Annotated in this window: 2 protein-coding genes; both read left to right on the top strand. The window is 74.1% G+C overall.

From position 1 onward, the window contains the following. The first annotated feature begins 120 nt into the window (after positions 1–120). A complete protein-coding gene (locus AC1DXV_RS33970; protein WP_477937969.1) occupies positions 121–1443 on the top strand; it encodes a DUF4350 domain-containing protein in 1323 nt (440 codons plus the stop codon). Between the two features lie 9 nt (positions 1444–1452). Next, positions 1453–2236, top strand: a 784-nt coding sequence (locus AC1DXV_RS33965) for an AAA family ATPase (protein WP_477937968.1), incomplete at its 3' end; no start/stop codon positions are given.

Genomic DNA, 2236 nt, shown 5'->3' with positions numbered 1-2236 from the left:
GGTCGGCGCGTGGCAGCTCGCGGTGTACGGCGCGCGGCTGCCGCAGACCGACGAGGTGCTGGCGCTGTGCAGCGAGTTCGACGCGCGCCTGCAGGCGCCGGCCCCGGTGGCGGAGGCCGCATGACGCTGCTGACCCGCGACAACCTGCTGCGCGCCGGCATCGCCGCCGTGCTGGTCGGCGGCCTGCTGTGGCTCGCGTCGTGCACCGAGTGGGTCGAGGTCGACGTGCCGAAGCCACCGTCGCCCGAGGCCGCGAAGAACGACATGCTCGCGCTGGAAGACCTGGCGCGCCGGCTCGGTGCGACGGTCGAGCGGCCGACCGACCTGGCGCAGATGCCGCCGGCCGGCGCCACCGTCTACCTCGCGACCTGGCAGTGGGGCATCTTCCCCGGTCGCGGCGAGCGCTTGCGCGACTGGGTGGCCGACGGCGGGCAGCTGGTGGTGCCGGCCACCGACCTCGCCGAGTCGGAGCTCGGCGGCTGGCTGCCGGTGCGCGTCGTCAAGCCTGTCAAGCCGGCGGCGCCGCACGCGGCATCGGGTGTGCGCACGAAGGAAGAACCGGACGACGAGGATGACGACGAGGACGAGGAGGCACCTGCCGTGCCCGCGGCGCAGGCCTCGCGCCCGGCGGCCGGTAGCTCGCCCGACGTGAAGCGCATCATCAAGCAGCTGCAGGAAGGCCCGCCGTGCCGCTCGGTGGCCGAGCCAGATTCCGTGGCGCCGGCCTTCCCGCCGTCGCGCCGCTTCATGAGTTGCGCCCACCCGCCGTGGCCGCGCATCCAGGCCAAGGGGCCTGCGGCCTGGCAGCTCGACGCCGAGAGCGGCATCGAGGTGCTGCGCGTGCCGCACGGCCGCGGCAGCGTCACCGTGCTGGCCGGCTGGGACCTGCGCGGCAACCGGGCGCTGACGCGCGGCGACAACGGCCTGATCGCCGCCGCCGCGCTGCAGCTGCGCCAGGGGCAGCGGCTGTGGATCATCGACCAGGAATCGCGCACGCCGCTGACGAGCTGGCTCTGGCGCGCCGGCGCGGCGGCGCTGCTGCTCGCGGGCCTCGCGCTGCTGCTGGCCGGCTGGCGCGCCGCGCCGCGCTTCGGCCCGCTGACGGTGCCGACGCCGCCCGGCCGCCGCTCGATGGTCGAGCAGGTCACCGGCACCGCGCGCTTCCTGTGGCGCCACGGCCCGCTCGGCCTGCACGCGGCGCAGGTGCGTGCGCTCGACGAGACCGCGCGCCTGCACGTGATGCGCTACGACGAACTCGAGCGCAGCGCCCGCGCCTCGGCGATCGCGAAGCTGACCGGGCTGGACGCTGCGGCGCTCGGCCTCGCGCTCGACCGCGGCATCCCGCGCCGCCGCATCGACCTGCCGCCCGTGCTCGAACTGTTGGAAACCGCGCGCCGCCGTTTGCAGGCTTCGGCCGGGCGCGCACCGCACACCGCTTCCTGAGGACCCTCCATGCAGATCAAACCCACCGACCTGACCCGTGCCGCCGAGCTGCTGAACGAACTGCGCAGCGAGGTCGGCAAGGCCGTCGTCGGCCAGCAGCAGGCGGTGGATCAGTGCCTGGTCGCGCTGATGGCCAGCGGCCACGTGCTGATCGAAGGCGTGCCCGGCCTCGGCAAGACGCTGCTCGCGCGCACGCTGGCAAAGTCGCTGTCGCTGAACTACGCACGCGTGCAGTTCACGCCCGACCTGATGCCGTCGGACATCACCGGCCATGCGGTGCTGGAGGCGCGCGCCGAGGCGGGCTCGCCGGTCGGCGCGCTGCGCGTGCACCGCGGGCCGGTCTTCACCAACCTGCTGCTGGCCGACGAGATCAACCGCGCGCCGGCCAAGACGCAGAGCTCGCTGCTGGAGGTGATGCAGGAGTACCAGGTGACGATCGAGGGCCAGACGCTGCCGCTGGACAAGCCGTTCATGGTGCTCGCGACGCAGAACCCGGTCGACACCGAGGGCACCTACCCGCTGCCCGAGGCGCAGCTCGACCGCTTCCTGTTCAAGATCGACATCGGCTACCCGTCGCAGGACGAGGAGACCGCGATCGTGCGCCGCACCACCGAGCAGCTGGCCGGCGACCAGCTGCCGCTCGACGCGATCGCGCCGCGGCTGGACGAGCGCTCGGTGCTCGCGCTGCAGCGCCTGGTGTCGTTCATCCGCGTCGACGACAAGGTGCTCGACTACGCGGTGCGGCTGGCCCGCGCGACGCGCGTGTGGCCGGGCCTGTCGGCCGGTGCCGGCC

The sequence above is a fragment of the Rhizobacter sp. P3_C12 genome (assembly GCF_056402735.1).
The sequence above is the reverse complement of the archived record's forward strand: the minus strand, read 5'-3'. Positions and strand labels throughout refer to the sequence as shown.

Coding starts and splice junctions, on each gene's coding strand:
- AC1DXV_RS33970 (WP_477937969.1), top strand. CDS start 121: ATGACGCTGCTGACCCGCGACAACCTGCTGCGCGCCGGCATCGCCGCC.